This is a genomic window from Vibrio sp. Vb0304, assembly GCF_033338995.1.
Taxonomy (GTDB): Bacteria; Pseudomonadota; Gammaproteobacteria; order Enterobacterales; family Vibrionaceae; genus Vibrio; species Vibrio alginolyticus.
This window is the reverse complement of the sequence record NZ_JAWOTT010000034.1, coordinates 1-21,315: the sequence shown is the minus strand read 5'-3', so window position 1 is coordinate 21,315 and position 21,315 is coordinate 1. Positions and strand designations below refer to the sequence as shown.

The window sequence follows — 21,315 nt, the reverse complement described above, 5'->3', positions numbered from 1 at the left end:
ATGAATACGCTGACAGCAGGCTCGCCAGCGCCAGCCTTCTCTTTGCTCGACCAAGACGGAAATACCGTTTCTCTTGAAGACTTTAAAGGCAAGAAAGTACTTTTCTACTTTTACCCTAAGGCGATGACGCCGGGTTGTACTACACAAGCAAAAGGCCTTCGTGACATCAAAGCTGAACTCGATGCACATAACGTGGTGGTACTCGGCGTAAGCATCGACCCTGTAAAGCGTCTAGGCAAGTTCATCGAGCGCGATGATTTAAACTTCACTCTGCTTTCTGATGAAGACCATGCCGTTGCTGACCAGTTCGGCGTTTGGGGCGAAAAGAAATTCATGGGCAAAGTATACGACGGTCTTCACCGCATTAGCTTTCTGATCAATGAAGAAGGCGTGATCGAACATGTGTTCAACAAGTTCAAAACCAAAGATCACCACGAAGTCGTATTAAACTACTTAAACGAAAACGCTTAAACGCTATTGTTTTTCTACAAACAAAAAGCCCAGCAAACTGCTGGGCTTTCTTTTAACCATCGTACCTTTGGTAACAACTACTCTTGTTCGACAGGTTCGTTTTCTTCCGTGCTTGGTAATGCATGCCATACGGCTTTGACTAATGTCGCTAAAGGAATGGCGAAGAACACCCCCCAAAAACCCCACAGCCCACCAAAGACTAATACAGCCACAATGATAGCAACTGGGTGTAAGTTTACTGCCTCGGAAAACAGAACAGGAACCAAGACATTACCATCAAGCGCCTGGATAATACCGTAAGCAAGCAACAACCAATAAAACGGAGGCGTTAAACCCCATTGGAACAAACCAACGATAGCAACAGGTACAGTAACAGCCGCCGCACCGATATAAGGAATCAAAACCGACAGACCAACGGCTACGGCAAGCAACGCCGAGTAACGAAGGTCTAGAAGGGCAAAAGTCACGTAGCTCACACCGCCCACGATTAAAATCTCTAACACTTTACCGCGAATGTAATTTGATATCTGCTCGTTCATCTCATGCCAAACTTTATTCGCCAATTTACGGTTTTTCGGCAGAATACCGCTTGCGATTCGCAGCATTTCTTCTTTGTCTTTAAGCAAAAAGAAGATCAGAAGTGGCACTAAGATCAAATATACCGCTAGCGTTGCAATGCTAACTAATGAAGCAAGCGACCCTTTGACGACACTTTCACCCAGCCCCAATGCTTGGTTTTTGGCGTTCGTCACCACGGTTTCTACTATTTCTAAATTGGCTAGTTCAGGGTGGCGCTCTGGCAATGTGACAATAAACTTTTGTAGCCCGTTGTACATGTTCGGAATATCGTTAATTAGATTACCGACCTGAGTCCAAATCGTCGGAACCAAGCCAAACAAAGCAATTAACATCAACCCGACAAAGACCAAGATCACGATAATAACCGACAAGGTGCGCGGCACGCCTATACGACACATTTTGACAACTGGCCATTCAAGTAGATAAGCCAAAACGATCGCGACAAGTAATGGCGCAATCAAGTGTCCAAAGAAGTAAATGGTGATAAAGCCAAACAGCAAGATCGCGACGAGACTTACTGCGTGAGGGTCAGAGAAACGTCGTTTATACCAACGACTAACCATTTCAAACATCTTATGCGGATTCCTTATTGAAGACAGTCAATGTGTAGTGCTCTGATGTAGATTGGCAATCAACCGAGTACCCTTGGGCACTAAGATAGTTCACAATGTCTCGTTTAGAGCTGTTGTCCACCACTTGAATGACAAGTTGATGATACTGCTTTGCTTCTCCTTGAAAGACCTCAGCAGCATGACGCTTTGCAAGTAACAGTGCCATAGGACAACGTTGCTCACGCAAATCAAGTAACATGGATTCCATTGTATTGCTCTGCACTTATGATAGGGTTGTATTGTAACGGCTTTTTGAGCTGGTGCTAGCACTTCTGACATGATTTAACCACATGCTGAAATAGCTCGGATATAAAATAATTTACGAAACCAATTCATTTATTTCCGGTCTTACTGTTAGCTTATATCCTCACGGATAACCAAAACGTATGTGGCGCTGTTAATAGGCTCTCGACCTGTAACCACATGCTTATGTATTTTGGAGAACCTTTTAAACGTATGTTAAAACGCACTCGCTCGCTAGTTTGCTTATGTCTTGCTGCTGCCATCAGTTCGCCGACAACTTATGCCAATAGCATTGACTTGCCAGACATTGGCACAGCTGCTGGTGGCACGCTTTCAATAGACCAAGAGTTGATTTATGGCGACGCCTATATGCGTATGCTCAGAGCCAGTAAACCTATCGTTAATGACCCTGTCATCAATGAATATATTGACTCTCTTGGGCACAAATTAGTGGCCAATGCGAATGATGTAAAAACGCCGTTCCACTTCTTTATGATTCGCGACCGTAATATCAACGCGTTCGCGTTTTTTGGTGGCTATGTAGCGCTGCATTCTGGGTTGTTTCTTCATGCTCGTTCAGAAAGTGAGCTGGCCTCTGTTGTCGCTCACGAGATAGCGCACGTCACACAACGTCATCTTGCTCGGAGTATGGAAGAACAAGCACGCCGCTCTCCGGCCACATTAGCCGCACTTGCGGGGGCACTACTGCTTTCAATTGCCTCACCCGAAGCGGGGATGGCTGCAATTACAGCAGCAACCGCGGGCAACATGCAAAGTCAAATCAACTACACTCGTGCAAACGAAAAAGAAGCGGATCGCTTTGGTATTTCGACACTAGCAAAAGCCGGTTTTGATGTTCAAGCAATGCCAAGGTTTTTTGGCCGTCTTGCTGATGAGTATCGTTACGCGAGTAAACCGCCACCAATGCTCCTGACTCACCCTCTGCCTGAAGATCGAATTACCGATAGCCGTGCGCGAGCAAGAACCTATCCTCCAATGCGTGTTGTGCCTTCAATAGACTATCATCTAGCTCGCGCGCGCATTGTGGCTCGTTACGCTGGCATTGATGGACAAGCCGCCCTGAGCTGGTTTGAGAGAACCCAAAAGAAAGCCTCTGCGGACATTACACCTGCTTTTGATTATGGTCGAGCACTCGTGCATTTAGACAATAAACGCTTATCTCAAGCGGAACCAATTTTGAAAAAGTTACTGGAACAAGACCCAAGTAACCCGTTTTACTTGGACGCTATGACGGATTTATACATCGAGAAGAAGCAGCCAGAAAAAGCAACCGAGATGCTCCGCAAAGCGTTATCTCGTAACCCTCAAAATAAAGTATTGACCATTAACTACGCCAATGCGCTACTTGAGGACAATAAAAACGATCAAGCCACGCGAGTTCTTCAAAGATACACTCATGACTATCCTGAAGATACAAATGGCTGGCACCTAATATCGAAGAGCTACCACGCGCTGGGGCGTAGCGATGAAGAGTTGGCTGCTCGAGCAGAAATTTTGGCATTGCGAGCAAATTGGAATAAAGCGATTCAATATTATAGTGAAGCAAGTAAAATGGCCAAGTTGGGCAGCTTAGAGCAAGCACGATACGATGCCCGTATCGACCAACTCATGATCCAAAGAGATCGATTCATGGCATTACAATAACGAAATGGAGAAAACCATGTCAGTCGTGATTTATCACAACCCTCGTTGCTCAAAGAGCCGTCAAACACTTGAACTGCTTGAGCAAAATGGTGTTACACCGGAAGTCGTCAAATACCTAGACACACCACTTAACGTGGATGAACTAAAAGCGCTGTACGCCCAGCTTGGCTTTTCATCTGTACGTGAAATGATGCGCACTAAAGAAAGTGAATATAAAGAGCTTGGCTTAGGCGAAGACTCCGTCAGCGATGAGCAATTATTCGAAGCAATGGCGAAGAATCCAAAGTTGTTTGAGCGTCCGGTTGTCGTTGCTAACGGCAAAGCAAAAATTGGTCGCCCACCAGAGCAAGTGTTGGATATTTTATAAATGGATTGCCAGATCCTTATTTTGTATTTCAGCCGTCATGGCTCGACAAAACAACTGGCAAGACAAATAGCAAGAGGAGTCGAATCGACTCCTCAATGCCAAGCAATTTTGCGTACAGTTGAAGAATTGTCACCTCACTCACACTCCCCTTCTGATCCAATTGTTACTCTAGAGGAACTAAAAACGTGCGACGGTCTAGCGTTTGGCAGTCCCGTCTGGTTTGGCAACATGGCTGCGCCTTTAAAGCACTTCTGGGATCAGACTACATCTTTATGGGTCAGTGGTGACTTAATCGATAAGCCTGCTTGTGTCTTTACCTCTTCGTCCTCGATGCATGGTGGTCAAGAAACAACGTTACAAAGCATGATGACCCCTTTATTGCATCACGGGATGATGGTTTTGGGCATTCCTTATTCCGAGCCAGAGTTACACACTACGCAGTCCGGAGGCACTCCGTATGGCGCCAGCAGTGTAGGCCATGAGGCAACCCTAAGCAGTGAAGAGATTCGCCTGGCACAACAATTAGGCAAAAGGCTGGCAACTGCAGCGTTAAAACTAAAAGTCTGTTAGTAAAATCAAGGATAGTTAATCGATGTCTGACTCTTTAGACCAAACACCACTCGGTACACAGGCTAAAACCTATCGTTACCTGGCTTTATTTGGCAACTTAGCCTTATTAGCCTGGGTCGCTATTTGGCAGCTTGCGTTATCCCCTCATCCCCACCTCAGCAGCACAACACTTGCTATTGCTTGGTGTATTCCGCTACTACTTCCGTTGCCTGGTATTTTAGCTGGTAAGCCTTACACTCATGCTTGGGCTAACTTTGTTCTTATGCTGTATTTCTTGCATGCGCTGACCATCCTCTATGTGGATGGGGGTGAACGCTGGCTTGCGGCAGTGGAACTGATACTGACTTCACTCGGTTTCGCTGGCAATATTTTGTTTGCTAGAGCGAGAGGCAAAGAGCTAGGTCTTAAGTTGAAACGCCTCTCTCAAGTAGAAAAAGAAGAAAAAGCGAAATTCAATAAATAACGCCAATTGCAGTCAATCACTGATCATTGGTTCGAATACGAATTTAGAAAACAAAAAGAGTCGCTATTGCGACTCTTTTTTATGCTTACCACATTGGTCTTTGATCCTTGCGTTTCACGCCTGGAACGCTACCAAGGAGATTACGATGCCGAGCGCCACTCGTAGATCAAGTCATACTGTTCTCGGACAGGCTCCACAATCATCGGCTGAGTTGGCTGTGTTTCGTCACTTGCTTCTGCCACAATATCTACTGGTATTTCAGGCTGCGCTTCTTTTGGCGTCGCGGCGTCTTTTGCTTCATTACTCTGAACCAATGGCTCTTCTTCTTGAGTTGAAGCTGGGGCATCAACTTCACCTAAAGGATCTTCAAAAACCATTAATTGAGAAATAGAAGAAGCTTCTTTCTCAAAAGCTTGTTGTGATGCCAAAAGGTGGATGTTGAGCGTTAACTCGTCCCCTTGAACACGCTTAATCTCTGTACCCGCAACCGAATTAAGTTGTTTTAACGCATTCTCTAAACGGAAGAAGTCCGTTGCAGAGGTTACATTAAGGACTTTCACTGCTAGCGCTTTTGAAGACTTTCCTGAAACCACAACTGCACTCTTACTTGCATAGTAGTCTGCGATGCCATCCACCATTTCTGCAATAGCATTAGCACCTGATGCAGACCCGCTACGCGGAGAACGTTGCGCTTCTACAATTCTCGTTGGCGACTGGTCGTAGAGTGTCCAACGAATTTGTTCACCTTGAGCTCGTACAACCAAAACGGCGTCAGCTGGGTAGCGCTGGCTGGCTTGACCAATTGGCTCAATAAAGCCGCCCCAAAGATCAGAGACATTAACACCGGTCACATCATCAAAATCCCCAACCGGGATAGTGATTGGTAGGCCTCTTAATTTCGCTGCGCTACGAAGTGCTGCAACATTTGAAGATTCAGAATGTTCCCACGCAATGTTACGATCGTAACCCCGTTCTTCAACCATCCAAACTAAAATATTGGCACGATTTGGCGACCAAGATGGCAATTGTGCTTGTGTTAAAAGAGAGCTGATTTGGTCGTTGTTAAACAACATTTTTAGGCTCGCTTTTCCATCAACCTGCCCATAGCTCAGTTGAGAAATGTAACGCGCACTTGAGCTGAGTGCCTTTTTAATCACTGGATTGCTTAAAGAGGATTGAGAACCGGTCGCTCGAACAATCACATCCTGCATACCTTGTTGACGAGCCAAAGACTCACCGTCGTTCTGCTCACTGTCGATAACCACTTCGGCACGATAGATATCCACCTGAGTTAATGCATATACAGGTAGGGACAACCAACCTATCAGTAAGAGAGCTAAATAGCGCATAGTTTTTATAATCCTCTGAACAAGAACCCGAATAATAAGCAACTATCAAATCTTGAGCAAGGCAAGTACTGAGTAAATTGTCTGTATTATGACCAGCTTTGTTAACTCGGGCCTCAACCAGCGCTTCAGTGCTATTTTTTATAATAAACTCATTGCTTATTAAGCTATCTCAACAAGTTAGGCTGTCCATTTTTCATCTTCACGCAAGACACGTAAAAGAGGACAATTTGCAAGCAAGCAACTCTCAAAAGTGCTATTTATGAGAAAAATTCAATCGAAAGTTTGATCTATGCAACATTGCAAACGATTGCAGGATGATAGTATTCGCCGGATTTGTCTGCGTATCTTGAAAATAGGGAATTATTATGAAAAACGCGTTACAAGGCGCTCAAATGCTCTTTGTCGCTTTTGGTGCTTTGGTGCTTGTGCCGCTCCTAACTGGCCTTGATCCAAACGTAGCCCTCTTTGGTGCCGGTGTCGGTACTCTCCTCTTCCAATTAATGACTAAACGTTCTGTTCCCATCTTCCTTGCCTCTTCTTTTGCGTTTATTGCTCCTATTATGTTCGGTATCCAAACTTGGGGTATCGGTGCAACGATGGGCGGCTTGATGGCAGCGGGCTTAGTTTATGTGGCTCTAGGGGCGATGATCAAAGTGCGTGGTGTTGGATTTATCCATAAAATTCTCCCGCCCGTTGTCGTTGGCCCTGTGATCATGGTTATCGGCCTTGGCCTTGCCCCAACGGCAGTGAACATGGCGGTAGGTAAAACTGGTGATGGAGCTGCACAGCTAGTTAATGGTGATGCTGCGATCATTATCTCGGCGGTCTCACTGCTCACAACCATTGTACTCAGCGTTTTTGCAAAAGGCTTTTTGAAGCTCGTTCCTATTGTTGGTGGTATTCTTGCTGGTTACTCTGTTTCTCTATTCTACGGTGTGGTTGATTTCACTCCCGTAGAACAAGCGGCTTGGCTAGCCATGCCAAACTTCACCGCGCCAGAGTTCAATATCAACGCAATTTTGTTCATGATTCCTGTCGCTATCGCACCTGCGGTTGAGCACGTAGGTGACATGCTTGCTATCTCAAACGTTACAGGTAAAAACTACCTGAAAAAACCAGGCCTTCACCGCACAATCGCAGGTGACGGGGTGGCAACTATCGCAGCTTCGATGGTGGGTGCTCCACCAAACACCACTTACAGTGAAGTAACAGGAGCGGTAATGCTAACCAAAGCATTTAACCCTGTGATCATGACTTGGGCAGCAATCACCGCAATCGTACTTGCATTGGTAGGTAAGCTAGGTGCGGTTCTTCAAACGATTCCAGTTCCTGTTATGGGCGGCATCATGATTCTGCTGTTCGGCTCCATCGCAACGGTAGGCCTCAACACACTGATCAAGAATAACGTTGATTTACATAAGTCTCGTAACCTAGTGATTGTTGCCGTAACCCTTGTGTTTGGCATTGGTGGTATGGCTTTCGGTATTGGTGAGTTCAGTCTACAAGGTGTGAGCCTATGCGGTATCGTGGCAATTATTCTTAACCTTGTGCTACCAAACGATTTAGGTGAAAACCACGTTGTGGATAACGCACAAATGGAAGAAGAAAGCGCGAAATAGTTCGTTTGCGCCGCTTTATTAGGTGGCGTGTCTTACTCTTCTCCTCTTGTAGATACAAAAAAGGCTTGGTTTTCACCAAGCCTTTTTCTGTTCAGTCATAGTAATACATCAAAGAATTACTTAGTACCGAAGATCTTATCACCTGCATCGCCTAGACCCGGAACGATGTAGCCTTTGTCATTAAGCTTCTCATCGATTGCCGCAGTGTATAGCTCAACATCTGGGTGTGCTTTTTCTAGCGCTTCAATACCTTCTGGTGCAGCAACAAGTACCAGCACTTTGATTTGGTTACAACCTTTCTCTTTTAGGAGATCGATAGTAGCAATCATAGAACCACCTGTTGCAAGCATTGGGTCAACAACAAGCGCAATACGCTCCTCGATGTTTGAAGCAAGCTTGTTGAAGTAAGGAACTGGCTCAAGCGTTTCTTCATCACGGTAAATACCCACAACACTGATACGTGCGCTTGGCATGTGCTCAAGAACTCCATCCATCATGCCTAGACCTGCACGTAGGATTGGCACTACGGTTACTTTTTTACCTTTAATCTGGTCTACTTCTACCGGACCGTTCCAACCATCAATGGTCACTTTTTCTGTTTCAAAGTCTGACGTTGCTTCGTAAGTAAGTAGGCTACCGACCTCAGTCGCTAACTCACGAAAACGTTTTGTGCTGATGTCACCTTCTCTCATTAGACCAATTTTATGTTTTACTAGAGGGTGCTTTACTTCAACAACTTTCATGTCCATCTCCGGCTATAGTTGGCAATATTTAAACAAACCTTCAGATTATACATGATTTTCACAGGGATATCAGGATAAATCACTAAAGAAAAAAACAGACGCAAACGTTTGCTATCTATGTTTAAGCACTGTTAGAATAGCGCCGTTTTCATATCCAACTTAATACCGAGGACTTCCCTGTGAGTGGTAACAACTCTTCTCTTAGCTATAAAGACGCTGGTGTAGATATTGATGCAGGCAACGCGCTTGTGGATCGTATTAAGGGTGCGGTAAAACGTACTCGTCGCCCTGAAGTTATGGGTGGTATCGGTGGTTTTGGCGCGCTATGCGAATTGCCAACTAAATACAAACAACCTGTACTGGTTTCTGGTACTGATGGCGTTGGCACAAAACTTCGCCTAGCACTGGATATGAACAAGCACGACACGATCGGCATCGACCTAGTGGCAATGTGTGTAAATGATCTTATCGTGCAAGGCGCAGAGCCACTGTTTTTCCTAGATTACTATGCAACAGGCAAACTAGACGTTGATACCGCAGCGGATGTTGTTTCAGGTATCGCTGAAGGGTGTGTTCAAGCAGGTTGTGCCCTAATTGGTGGCGAAACTGCGGAGATGCCGGGCATGTATGAAGGCGAAGACTACGACGTAGCTGGTTTCTGTGTTGGCGTAGTAGAAAAAGAAGACGTGATTGACGGCACGAAAGTCGCTGCTGGTGATGCACTTATCGCTGTTGGCTCAAGCGGCCCACACTCAAACGGTTACTCCCTTATCCGTAAGATCCTAGAAGTATCTGGTGCAGATAAGAGCGAAGAGCTAGCAGGCCGCACTATTGGTGAGCACCTACTAGAACCAACAAAAATTTACATCAAGTCAGCACTTAAGATGATTGAGAAACACGACATCCATGCGATTTCTCATATCACTGGTGGTGGTTTCTGGGAAAACATCCCACGCGTACTGCCTGAAGGCACGAAAGCAGTTATCGATGGTAACAGTTGGGAATGGCCAGTTATCTTCAAGTGGCTACAAGAGAAAGGCAACGTCGACACACACGAAATGTACCGCACATTCAACTGTGGTGTAGGTCTAATCGTCGCACTACCGAAAGACCAGGCAGACGCAGCAGTTGCTCTTCTTAAAGAAGAAGGCGAAAACGCGTGGGTGATTGGTCAAATCGCACAAGCAGACGCGAACGAAGAGCAAGTTGAAATCCAATAATTTGCAAATCGAGCTCAAAAGATAAGAAGAATGAGGACACTAGATGACTAGGTCCTCATTTTGCTATCTAGAACACTAAAAACCATTCTATTAGTAGGTAGTTTAGAAGCTACATAACTCCAACCTACAATACCAAGGCGCTCTCGACATCATGAAAAACCATACCCTAAAAAACTTTGTGGTCCTCATCTCGGGTAACGGAAGTAACCTGCAAGCTATCTTGGAAGCTTGCGAAGACAGCATGCCAAACGCACGAGTGGCAGCCGTGTTCTCTAACAAAGCAGATGCTTTTGGTTTAGAACGTGCAAAAAAGTTTGATGTAGACGGTCACTTTGTCGACCCTAAAGCATTCAGCTCGCGTGAAAGCTTTGATGCAGAGCTAATGAGTCAAATAGATGAATACCAACCAGACGTGATTATTCTTGCTGGTTACATGCGCATTCTGAGCAGCGCATTTGTTTCTCATTACATGGGTAAGATGATCAATATCCACCCTTCTCTTCTACCAAAATATCCTGGGCTACACACACACCAGAGAGCAATTGATGCTGGCGATAAAGAACATGGTACGAGTGTGCACTTTGTAACGGAAGAGCTTGATGGTGGCCCTGTCATACTGCAAGCAAAAGTTCCTGTGTTCGAAGACGATGATGCTAGTGTACTTGCGGCACGTGTTCAGGCGCAGGAGCACCGAATCTACCCTATGGTGGCTAAGTGGCTGGTAGACGAGCGGTTGATCATGAAGGATGGTAAAGCCTATTTAGATGGCGCAGAGCTTGGCGTACATGGGTACGCCTCAGATGAGTAGCCCTGAATAATAAACTCCAGGCACAAAAGAGCAGCCTGAGGGCTGCTCTTGGTTGTTTTAATACTTATAAACTTGATTCAAGAAAACCATGGTGAGACTAGAAACCTAAAACCCAACATTCTAAAAAATCCCATAACCACTTGAGTAACATAACACTCGGAAAGTAGATTCTGAATCTGGTTCGTTCTTCACCGTTCAGACTGACGAGGTGTTTTATGAGAAATTTCTATCAGTTACGTCTTTACAGCAAGCCTTAGCGAGACTAGGACTCTACTACCAGCACTCTAGAAAGTAAGAATGCTCATCCGTATCCGCCCTCGGTTTAAAACGCATAAAAATAAAGCTCGCGATTAAGCGAGCTTTATTTTTATATTCAGAGTAAGAGACCATCACTCTAACGGTTCGGTTGGCGCTTGATTGCCCGGCTTAGCCGCCGCAAACGGCACATTTACCAGTTCAGAGGCATTATTTTTGACTAGTTCACCTAGGTGAAACAAGCCGTATTCGCCAGGTTTCATACGCTGCCAAGCTTCGTTGCCCGTCAAAGGTTGAGTTGCGATCACAGAAACGATGTCATGTGGCGTGGTTTCTTCTTGGAAGTTAATTTCCACATCTTCATCAAGCAAAGCAGCTTTTCCAAACGGTGCGCGTCTTGTGATCCAATACAAATGATTGGTGCAATACGTCATTACATACTCACCATCACTCAGAAGCATGTTAAATACACCCTTCTCTCTTAGCTCATCACAACATTTAGCAACATATAAGAATACCGACTCCATATCCTTTGGTGGCTCAGGATATCGATCTTCCATTTGCTTCAATAACCAGCAAAATGCCAGTTCACTATCGGTTTCACCGACAGGTCGATGTCGACCTGTATGCAAGTCTTGATAGCCAGAGAGCTGACCGTTATGCGCAAACGTCCAATACCTACCCCACAGCTCACGTGTAAAGGGATGAGTATTTTCTAAATTAACACCACCACGATTCGCCTGTCGGATATGACTAACGACCGCACGACTTTTGATGGGATAATTTTGTACCAACTCTGCTATTTTAGACTCACAACTTGGCTTGGGATCTTTGAAGGTTCTAAAGCCCTTCCCTTCGTAGAAGGTGATCCCCCATCCGTCACGGTGTGGGCCGGTTCGACCTCCACGCTGCATGAGCCCAGTAAAACTGAAACAAATATCCGTTGGAACATTAGCGCTCATACCGAGCAATTCACACATGGTTTAAAAAACTCCCTAACAACACAGCTCGAAACGGTGGCCGTAAACGATTATTCCATCTCTTTTTCGATCAACTGAATGATGATATGAATAATCTTAATATGAATTTCCTGAATGCGGTCTGCATAACCAAAGTGTGGCACGCGGATTTCAATATCTGCAAGGCCTGCCATTTTGCCGCCATCTTTACCTGTTAGCGCAATCGTCTTCATGCCTTTCGCTTGTGCTGCTTCAATCGCTTTCAGGATGTTACCTGAGTTACCTGAAGTCGACAGACCAAACAGTACGTCACCTTTTCGACCAACCGCTTCTACATAACGTGAAAACACGAAGTCATAACCAAAGTCATTACTCACACAAGAAAGGTGGCTTGGATCTGAAATAGCAATACCAGCATAGCCAGGACGATTTTCTCGGTAACGGCCTGTTAGCTCTTCGGCAAAGTGCATTGAATCACAGTGAGAACCACCGTTACCACATGACAATACTTTACCATCTTGCTTGAATGAGTCAGCAATCATTTTCGCCGCTGCTTCGATTTGCGCAATGTTATGGTCATCGCTTAAAAATTTGTTGAGCACTTCAGCAGCTTCGTTTAATTCACTTCTAATCAGATCATGGTACATAAGACGTTCTCTTTATTATTTCGGCTTCAGTCAGCTCTTGACTCACTGAGCAAATTGTTCTGATACCAATTTGGTATCGGACATTTCATAAACCTGAACTCGGGTTTGATTACTCTGAGTTTACCCACAAACGAGAATTAGTGTCGATAGTGAACCAACAGATTTAGATTAGTGATGGTAATAAACTTGTCAACTTGCTCATGAAACCATCACTCAAATCTCAACTTTAGAATTTTAACTCTACTTAGATCACTTTTTATCCAATCTTATGTTTTACATTTCCTTAATATTTTGATTACACTTAAACCAACTGGTTAGACCTCTTACCTAACATACAGACGTACAAAACTTATAAAGTCTGAAAAGGAAAATACATATGGACATCTTGCTCTCAATCATCACGATGGCGATCGTGCTAGGCATTACGCTCTACCACCGCATGTCTCTCGTGAAATCTATTAGCTTACTCACCGCAGCCATGCTGGCTCTTACAGTAGCTGGTACTGTCGGCGTTATTGGTTGGGCTATTTACGTTCTCGCCGCAGCTGTGCTCGCGGTTCCTGGCGTACGTCAGTCTTTAATTAGCCGCAAAGCGTTAGTGCTTTTCAAGAAAGTGCTGCCAGCTATGTCTCAAACCGAAAAAGAAGCGTTAGACGCAGGTACCGTCTGGTGGGAAGCCGAACTATTTAAAGGCAAACCAGAGTGGCAAAAGCTACACGCAATTCAAGCACCTAAGTTAAGTGCGGAAGAACAAGCCTTTTTAGACGGCCCTGTGAATGAAGTGTGCGCCATGGTGAGTGATTTCCAAGTGACCCATGAACTCGCGGACTTACCGCCAGAAGTTTGGCAATACCTGAAAGATCATAAGTTCTTCGCCATGATCATTAAGAAAAAGTACGGTGGTCTGGAATTCTCAGCATACGCGCAATCTTTGGTGCTACAAAAATTAACGGGTGTTTCTGGCGTTCTATCGTCTACCGTTGGTGTTCCTAACTCTTTGGGCCCAGGTGAGCTACTGCAACACTACGGTACTGAAGATCAAAAAAATCATTACTTACCGCGTCTAGCTGAAGGTAAGGAAATCCCTTGTTTCGCCCTAACAAGTCCAGAAGCGGGTTCTGACGCTGGATCTATTCCAGATTACGGTGTGGTCTGTAAAGGCGAATGGGAAGGAAAAGAAGTACTGGGTATGCGCCTGACTTGGAACAAGCGCTACATCACCCTAGCGCCAGTCGCAACGGTACTAGGCTTAGCATTTAAACTTCGCGATCCTGAAGGTTTGCTAGGCGACAAAGAAGATCTTGGCATCACTTGTGCGCTTATCCCAACTGATGTCAAAGGTGTTGAGATTGGTAACCGACACTTCCCACTCAATGTACCATTCCAAAATGGTCCAACGCGCGGTAAAGACATCTTTGTTCCTATCGATTTCATTATCGGTGGCGAAAAAATGGCGGGCCAAGGTTGGCGTATGCTGGTTGAGTGTCTGTCGGTTGGACGTGGTATCACGCTACCTTCAAACTCAACAGGTGGCATCAAAACTGCGGCAATGGCAACCGGTGCTTACTCACGTATTCGTCGTCAGTTCAAACAGCCTATCGGCCATATGGAAGGGGTTGAAGAACCATTAGCACGCTTGGGTGGTAATGCTTACGTGATGGATGCAGCAAGCAACTTAACCGTTGCGGGTATCGACTTAGGTGAAAAGCCTTCAGTAATCTCAGCTATCGTGAAGTATCACTGTACGCACCGCGGCCAGCAAAGCATCATCGATGCAATGGACATCGTAGGCGGTAAAGGTATCTGTATGGGACCTTCTAACTTCCTAGCTCGTGGTTACCAAGGTGCGCCAATCGCAGTAACGGTTGAGGGTGCTAACATTCTAACACGCTCAATGATCATCTTTGGCCAAGGCGCAATCCGTTGCCATCCGTACGTTCTTGAAGAAATGAACGCGGCGTATTCTGAAGCAAGTAATGCTGTCGAGAAGTTTGATAAAGCGCTTGCTGGTCACGTGAGCTTTACAATGAGTAACCTAGTGCGCAGTATCTGGTTTGGTTTGAGCGACGGTCTGGGCTCTTCATCACCAACCAAAGATGCAACCAAGCGTTACTACCAACAATTGAACCGTTACAGTGCAAACCTTGCTCTGCTATCGGATATCTCAATGGCAGTGCTAGGTGGCTCTTTGAAGCGTAAAGAGCGTCTATCAGCACGTCTTGGTGACATTCTAAGCCAGCTATATTTGAGCTCTGCGACGTTGAAACGTTTTGAGCAAGATGGCCGTCCAGTCGAAGATTTACCATTAGTACACTGGGGTCTACAAGACAGTTTGAAACAAGCGGAAGTGGCAGTAGATGAATTCTTAGCAAACTTCCCGAACAAAGTAATTGGCCGTGCGCTACGCGTATTAATCATGCCATTTGGTCGCGTACGCAAAGCACCAAGCGATAAACTAGACAGTAAAGTGGCGCGCATTCTACAAACGCCAAGTGCAACGCGCTCACGCATTGGTCGCGGTCAATACCTTGAACCAACCGAGCACAACGCAGCAGGTAAGATTGAACTTGCACTATCAGTCATTCTTCAAGCTGAGCCTGTGTTTGACAAAGTATGTAAAGCGCAGGGTAAGCGTCGCCCATTCTTACGTTTGGATATGATTGCTCAGGAAGGGCTAGAGCAAGGCTTTATCACGCAAGAAGAAGCCGATCTACTCAGAGAAGCGGAACAGCATCGTCTAGATACAATCAACGTTGACGATTTTGAGCCGGAACTGCTTGCCGCAAAGCCGCTATACCCTCAGATGGATAGTGTCGCGTAACTCTAGTATCTGAGACCACAAACGGGAGTATCAGCTCCCGTTTTTATTGCTTCCAGAATCGCATTCATAACACCTCACACCACGAAGCCCCTGCGCAATCGCAATAAAAGCCACGCACTCCAATCTTTCCCCCGATTTCCAGTGATAACTAACTCACAGACGTTCCAACTAAGCGGTGTATACTTTAAGTAACTCACTCACATATATGGTAAATCCGTTGGCTAAAATATTACTCGCACAGTGGTTCCCAGGGCTTGTTCAGCTTAAGCATTATCAAAAAGAATGGTTTGTTAACGACTTTAGAGCCGCCTTTTCTGTTGTCGCGGTTGCACTGCCAGTTGCCATAGCTTATGCACAGTTAACTGGTGTATCCGCAATTGTCGGTCTGTATTCGTGTGTACTGCCAATGTTGGTTTACGCCATGATGGGCACATCTCGACAACTCATTGTCGGACCCGATGCAGCAACCTGTGCAGTGATCGCTGCTGTTGTGACACCACTTGCCGCAGGTGACCCCACAAAACATTGGCAGTTGGTTATGACCATGACAGCGATGACGGGGATTTGGTGTGTACTGGCAAGTCGTTTCAAGCTAGGAGTGTTTGCAGATTTCCTTTCTCGTCCGATTCTTTTGGGTCTACTCAACGGTGTTGCTCTCACAATTATCGTTGGTCAGTTTGCGAAAGTAGTCGGTTTGAAATACGAGCAACGTTATTTACTGGAACGTTTATGGGAAGCTCCACAACGATTAACCGATCTTCATTGGCCTACTGTAACTCTGAGTATCGTGACGGTTGTCGTTTATTTGCTCACCAAACGCTACCGACCAACTTGGCCTGCTGCCATGCTGGCGATCCTCGTAACTACTGCGTCAGTTTGGTTTTTCCATTTACAAGAGATGGGCGTATCGGTTGTCGGACTCACTCAAGGTGGCTTCCCTCAGTTTCAAACACCAGAATTTGAGCTAGGTGAAGTTCGTGAACTAGTAGTCCCAGCGCTCAACCTTGCGATTGTCAGTTTTGTTAGCATGATGCTCACCGCCCGCAGTTTCGCGGCTAAAAACGGTTATGATATTGATGCAAATAAAGAGTTTCAGGCGTTGGGTTTTGCCAACATTGCCTCAGCGTTTTCACAAGGTTTCGCGATAAGCGGCGCTGACTCACGCACAGCCGTCAATGATGCAAATGGCGGTAAATCTCAATTAGTTTCGATTGTCGCCGCAATCACCATCGCCATTATTGCGGTATTTATTTACGAGCCTTTGCAGTTCATCCCTATCGCTTCACTTGGTGTTGTATTGATCATTGCGTCCCTATCGCTGCTCGATCTTAAAGCAATTTGGAAATTAAAATCTCGTGACAAAGATGCATTTTATCTGGCCATCATTACTTTTATTTCTGTGTTGATCGTGGGTGTAATACCGGGGATCACTTTGGCGGTATTGCTAGGGCTGTTTCAATTTTTACGTATTGTCATGCGGCCGAGTGATCAGCTACTTGGCTTGGATGAAAAAGGTACCATTCGGACCATCGACGACTCAGGAAAAGCTTCGCCTATTCCTGGAATGGTGATTTACCGCTTTAACTCACCGCTAACTTACTTCAATGCTCCTTACTTTAAACGTAGAGTGTTAGAGCAGGCAGAGCATCACAAAGACGCAAGTTGCGTTGTCATCGACGCCGTATCGAGCTTTACTCACTTGGATCTCAGTGTGATGGCAACACTGGCAGATATTCACAATACTTTGAAAAAGAGAGGTGTACGCTTAATCCTCGCAGGAAGGAAACGACGTCTTCGTCAATGGTGTGAGCTTACTGGTATCAGCACCAGTGAAGGAGGCATCTTACTGCGAGCTGATATGTACCTTGCCATTAAACTTAGTGGCTGTTACATCAGTGCTGTGGGTGAGGGACAAATTCCTACTGTTCAAAAAGAGCCTGATTTAGAGCAGCTACCCAAACCAATTCCAGAAGTGGCTTAAATACAAATTTAATATAGAAAACAGGAAATTAAACTCCTGTTTTCTAGTGCTTATCTTCACAGCTGAATACGTGTTACGCCTTTGGCTTAAACTTTTTTGTCATCCCTTGGCTTTTAGGAGCCACCAGCCTATAACCAAGCTTTTCGTAAAAGACCGGTTCATCAGCAATCATAGAAACGTAAGAGCCTTCAAGTGCAACAGAAGAAAGATAACCGTCGATGTATTCCATGACTTTTCTACCTAAACCGTTACCTTGATAATCAGAATCAACGGCAACGTCGACAATTTCGAAGTTACACGCCCCGTCACCAACAACCCGACCCATTGCAATGAGCTTTCCTTCATCCCGAACAGATACGCCATATAACGAATTGGGTAGGCCAATTTCAGCAGCTTTCAACGATTTGGGTGATAGCCCGGCTTTGATACGCATATCACAGTATTCTTTCGGGCTTGGCACATGCTCTTCATATCTTATTGTCATTATGTACTACTCCTTTGTATCACCTTGGAGCTTACATAACTAAACTGTATAAATAAACAGTTAAACGTTGGAAAGATGTTCCCATTAAGCACACAAAGTATCGGGTCTAGAAAAGAAGCCGCCGACAACTCTGACGCCATAATAGATATAAGCTGCTCTGAAGCTAGACATTCCTTTTTCTAAACACGTTTCTCTCAACAACGCATCCGCATGCTTTCGAGCACTTTGAGGCAACACCTCTTCCCTCATGAGTTGGTAAAGAGCATCATGCACTAAAGAAGCTTTCATAATGTTTTTTGTGTCTAACGCTGGCCCACTCGCTCCATCCCATGCATAGCCCTTTTTAATCGTTAACACGCCTTGTTTGGACAAACTAAGAAAAGGGCTGTCATACGCCTGACTCACTGAAATGTGCGTCTCAATCTTTTCTTCAGAATGGAGAGTGTATTTATACTTCTGACGCTTTTTGTATTTCATCAGAGACCTCGCGTTTACTTATTCTTATTTATCACGCACAGCTGAATATTTATCCAGAAACCCTACAAGATCGGCTCTTGTTATTATGGCGTACTACCTATTACAAAGCCCAAATCAATATAAATAGAACTCCATGCAATCAATAAAGCCAGAACCCCTGACTTTATTGACCAAAATTTAACCAACAATCCTTATTCTGAAGGAAGTCTACTCAATTTTTTATGGATATCTTCTACAAAATTGGCTTGTTCACTTGGAGAAACCTCTAGAACATAATGAAAAAACGGACTTGTATGCTCAGTAATTTTATACTCTTCACTTAACAGCTTAATTACTTGTTCATGATTAAATCGTGCGGAGACTAAGCCACTCTCGGTTTCTTGAGTTATAACTATATAGTGAGCGGTTGGAAAAACCGTAAACCTTCCTTCGACAGGAAACCAAGGAGCAAAAGAAATAATCTCGTCATCAATTATGTATGCTTGAGGTTTACTGACATAGGTGTAAGGGTACTTTTCATCTAAATAGGGTCTTGCTGTATCAAACAAGCCATCATAATAAGTTGGTATTTCTACTTTTTGGATTTTACTTAAGGGATCGAAAGTGAAGGTATCAAGTGATTTTAAATTATTACTTCCCGAATCTGGATTATTAACACCATTATCAATAGAAGAACAACCTACAATTATCACTGCACAAAAAAAAGCTAAAATTTTATTCATTATTTCTTTTATCTTTAATTGATTGTTTTGAAAGTTAGTCACATTAAAAATGCAACCAATTTAGAAAGTAAAAATGATATATTATTTATATAAAATCCCAAACATATATTTGAGTACAGTAAACTTAAATATTCATAATTTATCCATTTTTCTTCTTCCAACTTGGTAACTTGATAAAAAAACGGAGCCGATTGGCTCCGTTTCTCGCTTTATGTGTTACTACTATTTCTTTGGTACTTCTAATTGCATCTCTGGCATGGCATCGCGCTTCGCTTTAATTTTGCGCCAGACTATCCATGCAATGATCACAATCAGCAGCATTATCAAGTTACCTACCGCGATAATAATCATGCTGCGCTTACGCTCAGCCTCCCGCTCAGCGATAATTTGCTTTTCCATTTCAATACGGCGCTGCTCGGCTAATTCAGCTTCTTTTGCAATTCGAGCAGCTTCTAGATCAACTTCATCAACAACACTGAAAGTTTGCTCTGGAATAGGAAACACCAACGGACGCTGAGTTGCAAAATCAGTGGCAAAGATCTCGCCGCGCCATGCGTACTTACCAAGCTCAGCATCGTTATTGAGGTTCAACGTAACTCTCATTCCATCTTTAGAGACCTGTCCTTGGCTGTAACTAATGAAACCATCGGGAGCGTCCTTTTTCACTGTGACTGCTATAGAGCCTGGTGCAATCATACCTTGCTCGCCACTCACCACTAATTGGTGTGGCTTATCGGGATTACGAGCCTGAATAAAAGTACGAGAGATTGGGTTCGGATAAACCAAGATGACTTGTTCTTGCGCTCGTAAGAATACGCCATTGCCAGACGTGATGCGCGCGCGGTACTTACCAGGCTCAACGTCTATTGGGAGCTGAACCGTAAACACACCATCCCCTGCTTTTTCATCCAAGCCGCGGCCGTCATCAGAAAACTCACCCACAACCATCGGCACTGGACGTGCTTCTTTGATCAGCTCATCTTCATTTTCGACAAACTTGGTAAATGTCACGCGCAGATTCACGCGATCAAGGAAGTCGCGCAGTACAAGAGGTTTGCCGTCGGAGGTCAGGCGAGCTGTAAACTTAAGCGCTTCCCCATTATATAATCGGTTTGGGAACAGATCCGTACTGAGCTTTAGGTGAGAAATTAAGCGGATGTTATTTTTAGGCGTAACTTTCCCCACAGCCTGCCATGGACCTGGCATAGGGTTATCAACGGAAATAATATCGAGTGAGGCTTCTTGATACCAACGTACATTGTCGTAAGAGCCCCAAGCATAGTATTTTTTACCGTCAGGACGGACTAAAACAACTGGCTGAGAACTTTGCTCACGATAAACCAAAAACGTGATCTGCTCGATGGTTGGATCAACTCGAAAGCGATTGTCTAACAAAGACATTGTAGATTCACTCGCAGCACTCGAGAGACTACTCCATATCGCTAAAAACGCGACCAACAAAGCCCTCAACATAGCTTCTCCTATTGATGCCAAATACAGTCGTTCACCAACTCTAATCTTTTTTGGTGAGCTTCTAGTTCATCGGCACTTGCGCGCAAAACCTTTAGCGCTTTTCTTCCTTCAATACGACGAATGGTTTCTACTCCACCCTCTTGTTTATTCGCGTTAAATTCTAGACTCGTTTGACCACCCGTCATAAAGAGGTAAACGTCGGCTAGAATCTCCGCATCGAGCAAAGCTCCGTGGAGTGTACGGTGCGAGTTATCAATACCGTAACGTTCACATAAGATATCAAGGTTGTTTCGCTTACCAGGGAAGATTTTCTTCGCCATTGCAAGGGTGTCGGTCACCTTGCAGTAGTCGTCAGTTTTGCCGATGTTAGGATCGAGCATGCCAAACTCGTAATCCATAAAGCCGGTATCGAAGGGCGCGTTGTGGGCAACAAGTTCTGCGCCTTTAATAAACTCAAGAAACTCTTGGTGCACGCTCGCGTATTCCGGTTTATCAACCAAGAATTCATCCGTAATACCGTGAACTTCAACCGCTTCTGGTTGGATTTCACGATCGGGTTTTAAATAAACGTGGAAGTGACGACCAGTCAGCTTACGGTTGATGATCTCCACGGCACCGATTTCAATAATGCGGTGTCCCATGTAGTGAGGACCACCCTCGCGGTTCATACCTGTGGTTTCGGTATCGAGAACGACAATGCGGTTATATTCAGAATTGCTGCTGGTATTCATAAGGTTATGTATGTCAGACTATGCTTTATTAAATGTTTCGGCTAATAGTACCAAAAA

At 44.8% G+C, this 21,315-nt stretch carries 21 protein-coding genes; 10 read left to right on the top strand and 11 right to left on the bottom strand.

Annotated elements, in window-relative coordinates; translation table 11 throughout:
• The gene (bcp, locus tag R7P35_RS22535) at positions 1 to 471 is read left to right on the top strand and encodes a thioredoxin-dependent thiol peroxidase (RefSeq protein ID WP_005380418.1); all 471 of its coding nucleotides are present in this window, start codon (positions 1 to 3) and stop codon (positions 469 to 471) included.
• 77 nt (positions 472 to 548) lie between these two features.
• On the opposite strand, the gene R7P35_RS22530 is transcribed toward bcp, so the two are convergent.
• Entirely contained in the window at positions 549 to 1,622 is a 1,074-nt protein-coding gene (locus R7P35_RS22530) for an AI-2E family transporter (protein ID WP_005380416.1), read from the bottom strand.
• 1 nt (position 1,623) lies between these two features.
• Entirely contained in the window at positions 1,624 to 1,860 is a 237-nt protein-coding gene (locus R7P35_RS22525; RefSeq protein WP_005380414.1) for a sulfurtransferase TusA family protein, read from the bottom strand.
• Between the two features lie 257 nt (positions 1,861 to 2,117).
• Here R7P35_RS22525 and R7P35_RS22520 point away from each other — a divergent pair, with 257 nt between their 5' ends.
• The 4 genes from R7P35_RS22520 to R7P35_RS22505 are packed head-to-tail and all read left to right on the top strand — an operon-like array spanning position 2,118 to position 4,969.
• On the top strand, positions 2,118 to 3,569 hold the full coding sequence (locus tag R7P35_RS22520) for a tetratricopeptide repeat protein (RefSeq protein ID WP_005394337.1): 1,452 nt from the start codon (positions 2,118 to 2,120) through the stop codon (positions 3,567 to 3,569).
• A 16-nt stretch (positions 3,570 to 3,585) separates the two neighbouring features.
• Positions 3,586 to 3,936: an arsenate reductase (glutaredoxin) gene (gene arsC / locus R7P35_RS22515; protein ID WP_005380410.1), complete on the top strand. Its 351-nt coding sequence runs from the start codon at positions 3,586 to 3,588 to the stop codon at positions 3,934 to 3,936.
• A complete protein-coding gene (wrbA, locus tag R7P35_RS22510; RefSeq protein ID WP_005380409.1) occupies positions 3,937 to 4,506 on the top strand; it encodes an NAD(P)H:quinone oxidoreductase in 570 nt (189 codons plus the stop codon).
• A 22-nt stretch (positions 4,507 to 4,528) separates the two neighbouring features.
• Positions 4,529 to 4,969, top strand: coding sequence for a DUF2069 domain-containing protein (locus tag R7P35_RS22505; RefSeq protein WP_005380407.1), 441 nt, complete (start codon positions 4,529 to 4,531; stop codon positions 4,967 to 4,969).
• A 140-nt stretch (positions 4,970 to 5,109) separates the two neighbouring features.
• Here R7P35_RS22505 and R7P35_RS22500 read toward each other — a convergent pair whose 3' ends face one another.
• Complete coding sequence (locus R7P35_RS22500) at positions 5,110 to 6,318, bottom strand: DUF2066 domain-containing protein (protein ID WP_318092654.1); 1,209 nt, start codon at positions 6,316 to 6,318, stop codon at positions 5,110 to 5,112.
• Positions 6,319 to 6,683: 365 nt separating this feature from the next.
• On the opposite strand from R7P35_RS22500, the gene R7P35_RS22495 reads away from it, so the two are divergent.
• On the top strand, positions 6,684 to 7,937 hold the full coding sequence (locus tag R7P35_RS22495) for a uracil-xanthine permease family protein (protein ID WP_005389855.1): 1,254 nt from the start codon (positions 6,684 to 6,686) through the stop codon (positions 7,935 to 7,937).
• Between the two features lie 116 nt (positions 7,938 to 8,053).
• On the opposite strand, the gene upp is transcribed toward R7P35_RS22495, so the two are convergent.
• The gene (upp, locus tag R7P35_RS22490; protein WP_005380401.1) at positions 8,054 to 8,680 is read right to left on the bottom strand and encodes a uracil phosphoribosyltransferase; all 627 of its coding nucleotides are present in this window, start codon (positions 8,678 to 8,680) and stop codon (positions 8,054 to 8,056) included.
• A 179-nt stretch (positions 8,681 to 8,859) separates the two neighbouring features.
• On the opposite strand from upp, the gene purM reads away from it, so the two are divergent.
• Both purM and purN read left to right on the top strand, forming a co-directional pair.
• Positions 8,860 to 9,900, top strand: coding sequence for a phosphoribosylformylglycinamidine cyclo-ligase (gene purM / locus R7P35_RS22485; protein WP_005389861.1), 1,041 nt, complete (start codon positions 8,860 to 8,862; stop codon positions 9,898 to 9,900).
• 151 nt (positions 9,901 to 10,051) lie between these two features.
• A complete protein-coding gene (purN, locus tag R7P35_RS22480) occupies positions 10,052 to 10,708 on the top strand; it encodes a phosphoribosylglycinamide formyltransferase (RefSeq protein WP_025768256.1) in 657 nt (218 codons plus the stop codon).
• A gap of 389 nt (positions 10,709 to 11,097) precedes the next feature.
• Here the strand turns inward: purN and R7P35_RS22475 are convergent, their stop codons facing one another.
• Positions 11,098 to 11,943 carry a class II glutamine amidotransferase gene (locus R7P35_RS22475; protein ID WP_005380394.1) on the bottom strand — a complete coding sequence of 282 codons (846 nt, stop codon included), beginning with the start codon at positions 11,941 to 11,943 and terminating at the stop codon, positions 11,098 to 11,100.
• A 50-nt stretch (positions 11,944 to 11,993) separates the two neighbouring features.
• Entirely contained in the window at positions 11,994 to 12,569 is a 576-nt protein-coding gene (gene lpcA / locus R7P35_RS22470; protein WP_005380392.1) for a D-sedoheptulose 7-phosphate isomerase, read from the bottom strand.
• A gap of 376 nt (positions 12,570 to 12,945) precedes the next feature.
• Between lpcA and fadE the strand changes: the two genes are divergently transcribed.
• A complete protein-coding gene (gene fadE, locus R7P35_RS22465; RefSeq protein ID WP_005385392.1) occupies positions 12,946 to 15,390 on the top strand; it encodes an acyl-CoA dehydrogenase FadE in 2,445 nt (814 codons plus the stop codon).
• 205 nt (positions 15,391 to 15,595) lie between these two features.
• Positions 15,596 to 17,371: a SulP family inorganic anion transporter gene (locus R7P35_RS22460; RefSeq protein ID WP_042521426.1), complete on the top strand. Its 1,776-nt coding sequence runs from the start codon at positions 15,596 to 15,598 to the stop codon at positions 17,369 to 17,371.
• Between the two features lie 73 nt (positions 17,372 to 17,444).
• Here the strand turns inward: R7P35_RS22460 and R7P35_RS22455 are convergent, their stop codons facing one another.
• The 5 genes from R7P35_RS22455 to dnaQ all read right to left on the bottom strand — a co-directional run bounded on the left by R7P35_RS22455 (position 17,445) and on the right by dnaQ (position 21,258).
• Positions 17,445 to 17,855: a GNAT family N-acetyltransferase gene (locus R7P35_RS22455; protein WP_005391824.1), complete on the bottom strand. Its 411-nt coding sequence runs from the start codon at positions 17,853 to 17,855 to the stop codon at positions 17,445 to 17,447.
• A gap of 84 nt (positions 17,856 to 17,939) precedes the next feature.
• On the bottom strand, positions 17,940 to 18,332 hold the full coding sequence (locus R7P35_RS22450; RefSeq protein ID WP_042521425.1) for a DUF1353 domain-containing protein: 393 nt from the start codon (positions 18,330 to 18,332) through the stop codon (positions 17,940 to 17,942).
• Between the two features lie 191 nt (positions 18,333 to 18,523).
• Entirely contained in the window at positions 18,524 to 19,096 is a 573-nt protein-coding gene (locus tag R7P35_RS22445) for a hypothetical protein (protein ID WP_137282305.1), read from the bottom strand.
• 180 nt (positions 19,097 to 19,276) lie between these two features.
• Positions 19,277 to 20,527, bottom strand: coding sequence for a TIGR03503 family protein (locus tag R7P35_RS22440; RefSeq protein WP_042521423.1), 1,251 nt, complete (start codon positions 20,525 to 20,527; stop codon positions 19,277 to 19,279).
• A gap of 8 nt (positions 20,528 to 20,535) precedes the next feature.
• Positions 20,536 to 21,258, bottom strand: coding sequence for a DNA polymerase III subunit epsilon (gene dnaQ / locus R7P35_RS22435; RefSeq protein WP_005380385.1), 723 nt, complete (start codon positions 21,256 to 21,258; stop codon positions 20,536 to 20,538).
• Positions 21,259 to 21,315: the final 57 nt, after the last annotated feature.

Coding starts and splice junctions, on each gene's coding strand:
- bcp (WP_005380418.1), top strand. CDS start 1: ATGAATACGCTGACAGCAGGCTCGCCAGCGCCAGCCTTCTCTTTGCTC.
- R7P35_RS22530 (WP_005380416.1), bottom strand. CDS start 1,622: ATGTTTGAAATGGTTAGTCGTTGGTATAAACGACGTTTCTCTGACCCT.
- R7P35_RS22525 (WP_005380414.1), bottom strand. CDS start 1,860: ATGTTACTTGATTTGCGTGAGCAACGTTGTCCTATGGCACTGTTACTT.
- R7P35_RS22520 (WP_005394337.1), top strand. CDS start 2,118: ATGTTAAAACGCACTCGCTCGCTAGTTTGCTTATGTCTTGCTGCTGCC.
- arsC (WP_005380410.1), top strand. CDS start 3,586: ATGTCAGTCGTGATTTATCACAACCCTCGTTGCTCAAAGAGCCGTCAA.
- wrbA (WP_005380409.1), top strand. CDS start 3,937: ATGGATTGCCAGATCCTTATTTTGTATTTCAGCCGTCATGGCTCGACA.
- R7P35_RS22505 (WP_005380407.1), top strand. CDS start 4,529: ATGTCTGACTCTTTAGACCAAACACCACTCGGTACACAGGCTAAAACC.
- R7P35_RS22500 (WP_318092654.1), bottom strand. CDS start 6,318: ATGCGCTATTTAGCTCTCTTACTGATAGGTTGGTTGTCCCTACCTGTA.
- R7P35_RS22495 (WP_005389855.1), top strand. CDS start 6,684: ATGAAAAACGCGTTACAAGGCGCTCAAATGCTCTTTGTCGCTTTTGGT.
- upp (WP_005380401.1), bottom strand. CDS start 8,680: ATGAAAGTTGTTGAAGTAAAGCACCCTCTAGTAAAACATAAAATTGGT.
- purN (WP_025768256.1), top strand. CDS start 10,052: ATGAAAAACCATACCCTAAAAAACTTTGTGGTCCTCATCTCGGGTAAC.
- R7P35_RS22475 (WP_005380394.1), bottom strand. CDS start 11,943: ATGTGTGAATTGCTCGGTATGAGCGCTAATGTTCCAACGGATATTTGT.
- lpcA (WP_005380392.1), bottom strand. CDS start 12,569: ATGTACCATGATCTGATTAGAAGTGAATTAAACGAAGCTGCTGAAGTG.
- fadE (WP_005385392.1), top strand. CDS start 12,946: ATGGACATCTTGCTCTCAATCATCACGATGGCGATCGTGCTAGGCATT.
- R7P35_RS22460 (WP_042521426.1), top strand. CDS start 15,596: ATGGTAAATCCGTTGGCTAAAATATTACTCGCACAGTGGTTCCCAGGG.
- R7P35_RS22455 (WP_005391824.1), bottom strand. CDS start 17,855: ATGACAATAAGATATGAAGAGCATGTGCCAAGCCCGAAAGAATACTGT.
- R7P35_RS22450 (WP_042521425.1), bottom strand. CDS start 18,332: ATGAAATACAAAAAGCGTCAGAAGTATAAATACACTCTCCATTCTGAA.
- R7P35_RS22440 (WP_042521423.1), bottom strand. CDS start 20,527: ATGTTGAGGGCTTTGTTGGTCGCGTTTTTAGCGATATGGAGTAGTCTC.
- dnaQ (WP_005380385.1), bottom strand. CDS start 21,258: ATGAATACCAGCAGCAATTCTGAATATAACCGCATTGTCGTTCTCGAT.